The organism is Candidatus Phycosocius bacilliformis, assembly GCF_003112735.1.
GTDB classification, from domain to species: Bacteria; Pseudomonadota; Alphaproteobacteria; order Caulobacterales; family Aquidulcibacteraceae; genus Aquidulcibacter; species Aquidulcibacter bacilliformis.
Window position 1 is genome coordinate 117440 of record NZ_BFBR01000010.1, and the last position, 3642, is coordinate 121081.

6 protein-coding genes are annotated in these 3642 nt (G+C 54.0%); 3 read left to right on the forward strand and 3 right to left on the reverse strand.

The genetic code is table 11. The annotated features are described in order from the left end of the window. Positions 1-163: 163 nt before the first annotated feature. Both PbB2_RS14300 and PbB2_RS14305 read left to right on the forward strand, forming a co-directional pair. The gene (locus PbB2_RS14300; RefSeq protein WP_108986069.1) at positions 164-343 is read left to right on the forward strand and encodes a hypothetical protein; all 180 of its coding nucleotides are present in this window, start codon (positions 164-166) and stop codon (positions 341-343) included. Positions 344-564: 221 nt separating this feature from the next. Further along, positions 565-1032, forward strand: coding sequence for a hypothetical protein (locus tag PbB2_RS14305; RefSeq protein ID WP_108986070.1), 468 nt, complete (start codon positions 565-567; stop codon positions 1030-1032). A gap of 5 nt (positions 1033-1037) precedes the next feature. On the opposite strand, the gene PbB2_RS14310 is transcribed toward PbB2_RS14305, so the two are convergent. The 3 genes from PbB2_RS14310 to PbB2_RS14315 form a co-directional block, all read right to left on the reverse strand. Continuing rightward, the gene (locus PbB2_RS14310) at positions 1038-1244 is read right to left on the reverse strand and encodes a hypothetical protein (protein WP_133245841.1); all 207 of its coding nucleotides are present in this window, start codon (positions 1242-1244) and stop codon (positions 1038-1040) included. Between the two features lie 97 nt (positions 1245-1341). Then, positions 1342-1518 carry a hypothetical protein gene (locus PbB2_RS16145; protein ID WP_192576360.1) on the reverse strand — a complete coding sequence of 59 codons (177 nt, stop codon included), beginning with the start codon at positions 1516-1518 and terminating at the stop codon, positions 1342-1344. A gap of 2 nt (positions 1519-1520) precedes the next feature. Continuing rightward, positions 1521-1727: a hypothetical protein gene (locus PbB2_RS14315; protein WP_133245842.1), complete on the reverse strand. Its 207-nt coding sequence runs from the start codon at positions 1725-1727 to the stop codon at positions 1521-1523. A gap of 998 nt (positions 1728-2725) precedes the next feature. On the opposite strand from PbB2_RS14315, the gene PbB2_RS14320 reads away from it, so the two are divergent. Further along, positions 2726-3642, forward strand: a 917-nt coding sequence (locus tag PbB2_RS14320; RefSeq protein WP_192576361.1) for an SLOG family protein, incomplete at its 3' end; no start/stop codon positions are given.

Genomic DNA, 3642 nt, shown 5'->3' on the forward strand with positions numbered 1-3642 from the left:
AAGAAGAGTTGGAAGATATCCCCTTCTGAAAAACCCTTAGCGCGACAAGCGGGATCGGCCCAGCCGGTCCCGTTTGCCATGTCATCATCACCAAGTGCCCACGCTCAAACGCCTCCAAGGACAAGGCTTCGCTTGTCTTAGTGCTCAAACACAGGAGACGAGCATGACACGATCAATCACCCAAACCCAAAGCGGTTTTGCATTCGAAGAAGAAGATATGAACTTCGGATTTGACCTCGACGTTCTCAACGCTGCTTCAATCGAAGAGCCTCTTGAAACCGACCAAACACCCGCTTGGCAATCACGCCGACACATAAACATAATCAGCTCACTTCTGATCTAACAACCCACTTAGAAAGACGCTCGGCCGCAGGCTGAGCGTTTTTTTCGTCCAACTTAAGACAATCACCATCAACACAAGCGAGGTTGAGGCTGTAGTAGCATTTTTGCACGGTTGGTCACCGTGCAACTCTCCTGTGTGTCTACCGAAGGGGGACCGGCTCAGAAGACGGTCCCCCAAATTCACACAAAGCCGCCGATCAATGCCAGCTAAGAGATGAGCCAATGTCAAAAACATTTACGGTGAGTGACGCCGAACATAACACTCTTCTTGCCGCTCTTTACTTTTGGCAAGCCAGCGGTCTGAAAAGCAATGTTCTCCGCGAAATCATCGAAGAAAGCCACGAGGTCACATTGTCCAGTAAGGAAATTGGCGATCTTTTCTATCGCATTCTGTTGGGGCACATCGTCTCAATCAACATTCAGATTGAAAATGGGGATGTCAAAGCCGTCTCAAGCCGAGACCATCCTATTACTGCCACAATCTATGATTTCGATCAGCCATCGCCAACGCAAACCCGCATAAGTTATGTTGTCATGGAAGATGGAACAGTCAAACAAGCTATAGTCCGTCGTGTGTCCTCAATACCAACACCTGAGCTGGATTATGATAACTACCCTATAAGTCCGGACCCTCAAATCGACACAAAGGGCGCTGGAGTTAACCAGCGCCCTCTTGTCGATCTAGCGTGATGGTGTCAGGCAAGGCCCTCCATTTCCTCGTGGATGTCGCGCATGGAGACTTTGAAGCCTTTGGCGCGGGCATTGGCGGCCAGCTTCTCCAAGGCTGGATTGCCTTGTGGATAGCCAACCACGGCGACTGGCAAAAGGCGCAGCATGTCATCATTGCGCTTGAAGATGGCAGCGGCGCGATTGGATCCATTGCCCCAATCGGTGCGCTGCATGATGAGCTGACCGCCACGGGCCTCCGCCCATTTTTGGGCTAGCAAATCGCCGCCTGACTTTTAGCCTGTCACAACCAACGCCCAGACTTGTTGCAACTCAGGCAAACAGCTTGATGAAGTCGTAATTGGTGACGCGGGCCAATGCTTCTGGCGATTGGCCTTTGGTCAGGCTCGCATCAGCGATGAAGATAATCCTCAGACTTGCTTCGGCTTCGCCTTTTCCAACACGCCAAACGATTAGAGCACGGGCTTCCCAAAGGGTGGCGCTTTTCAAGGTTACATTGCCAGAGCTGCAGCAGCCACCCAACGCTCGCCGCTATGACGCGCAGACGCGTCGGCGAAAGCTGCCAAAGCGTCAGTGAGGGTTTGTTCCCATTGCTCTAAATCGTCGCGCTGGGTGACCAGCTCTTCGGCTGCGACGTCGTCGATTTCCGAACCAAAGAAGCCGTTATGGGACATTTGTTCGCGGACCATTTCAGTCAATTGCGCTTCGACGCGGTCGAGTCTGTCGGTTGCCAGTTTGCGCTGCCGATTCAGACCGTCGCAAATGGCCTTTAAGATACTGTGAGCGCGATCCGCCAATCAAGTACCGGAAACGATTTGGGCTAGGCCGCTGGCGATCACATCGGCCATTTTGTCGATGGATTCTGTATCAAGGCATCACAATTCTCACAGTCTCTGAGCACCATTTGACCCGATAGGGCGATGGCTTCGAGGGCGACACCTGTTTAGCTGATTGTGTCATGCCGGTTTCTCCTGCCCCTCTATGTCATCCCCATCAAGCCGTGGTCTGTGTAAATGCCAAGGGGATCACACAAAACAAATTGCTTTCAAAGCCACAGAAAAAACAGCAACAAATCTCTAGCGCTTAACCTCTGAAGCCAAGGCAAGGCTGTTTTTTCGGTGTGATTTTTTATTGTGTTCGAGCCTGCTCGAAAACACTTCGCAATGTGGCACAAGAACCATTGCGACAGCTTAAAAGATCTGCCTCGGCCACATCACAAAGCGTTCTCAACCATCTGGGATATGCCGCTGTGCGGCATAGTCTCCGGAAGAAACCGCCAGCCAATCCAGTCTGTCAAGGGCTCCGCCCTGGCTCCTTTGTCGCCTCCTTCGGATGACAGACTGGCTTAACCGTCGGAACTTCCTGCGACCAAAATTTCAACGAGATACAAACCTAGTGGCTCACAAGTTCGCCTAGCGTCAAGGGACATACCCGCACCCTAACGGATGCGGCTAGAACCCTTGACTCTACCCTAGGTCCGTCCTTCGTCAAAATTTTGTCCCAGCTCCAGCAGCAATCTATGGCTCAATCTGTCAAGGGCTACGCCCTGGCTCCCCTGTCGCCTCCTTCGGATGACAGACACCATAGACCGCTGCTTCCGGCACGACCACGGACGCAATTTCTGTTGTCTGACCCCTTGGCATTTACACAGCCCGCGCCCCGTTGGGGCTGCCACAAAGGCACAGGAGAAACCAACATGACCAATACAATCAGCCAAACCGCCGTCGCCCTCGAAGCCATCGCCCTATCGGGTCAAATGGTGCTCGGTGACCGCGACAATCGCGATAGCCTCGACACAGAATCCATCGACAAAATGGCCGATGTGATCGCCAGCGGCCTAGCCCAAATCGTTTCCGGCACTCGCTCGGGCGATCTCGCACCCAGCATCTTAAAGGCCATCTGCGACGGTCTGAATCGCCAGCGCAAACTGGCAACCGACAGACTCGACCGCGTCGAAGCGCAATTGACTGAAATGGTTCGCGAACAAATGGCCCACAACGGATCCTTCGGTTCGGAAATCGACGACGTCGCAGCCGAAGAGCTGGTCACCCAGCGCGACGATTTAGAGCAATGGGAACAAACCCTCACTGACGCTTTGGCAGCTTTCGCCGACGCCTCCGCCCGTCATACCGGCGAGCGTTGGATGCCTGCCACAGTCTCTGGCAATGTAACCTTGAAAAGCGCCACCCTTTGGGAAGCCCGTGCTCTAATCGCCCGCCGTGCCGAAAAAGCCAGGACAAACGCCAGCGCAGTCCAATCGGTAATCTTCATCGCTGATGCGAGCCTGACCAAAGGCCAGTCGCCAGAAGCATTAGCCGCCATCACAAACCACGTCTTCAAGAAGCTCGACGCCTTGAACAAGGCCTACCCCGGCATGGCTTTGGTAGTGACCGGCCAAAAGTCAGGCGGCGATTTGCTAGCCCAAAAATGGGCGGAGGCCCGTGGCGGTCAGCTCATCATGCAGCGCACCGATTGGGGCAATGGATCCAATCGCGCCGCTGCCATCTTCAAGCGCAATGATGACATGCTGCGCCTTTTGCCAGTCGCCGTGGTTGGCTATCCACAAGGCAATCCAGCCTTGGAGAAGCTGGCCGCCAATGCCCGCGCCAAAGG

Coding starts and splice junctions, on each gene's coding strand:
- PbB2_RS14300 (WP_108986069.1), top strand. CDS start 164: ATGACACGATCAATCACCCAAACCCAAAGCGGTTTTGCATTCGAAGAA.
- PbB2_RS14305 (WP_108986070.1), top strand. CDS start 565: ATGTCAAAAACATTTACGGTGAGTGACGCCGAACATAACACTCTTCTT.
- PbB2_RS14310 (WP_133245841.1), bottom strand. CDS start 1,244: ATGCAGCGCACCGATTGGGGCAATGGATCCAATCGCGCCGCTGCCATC.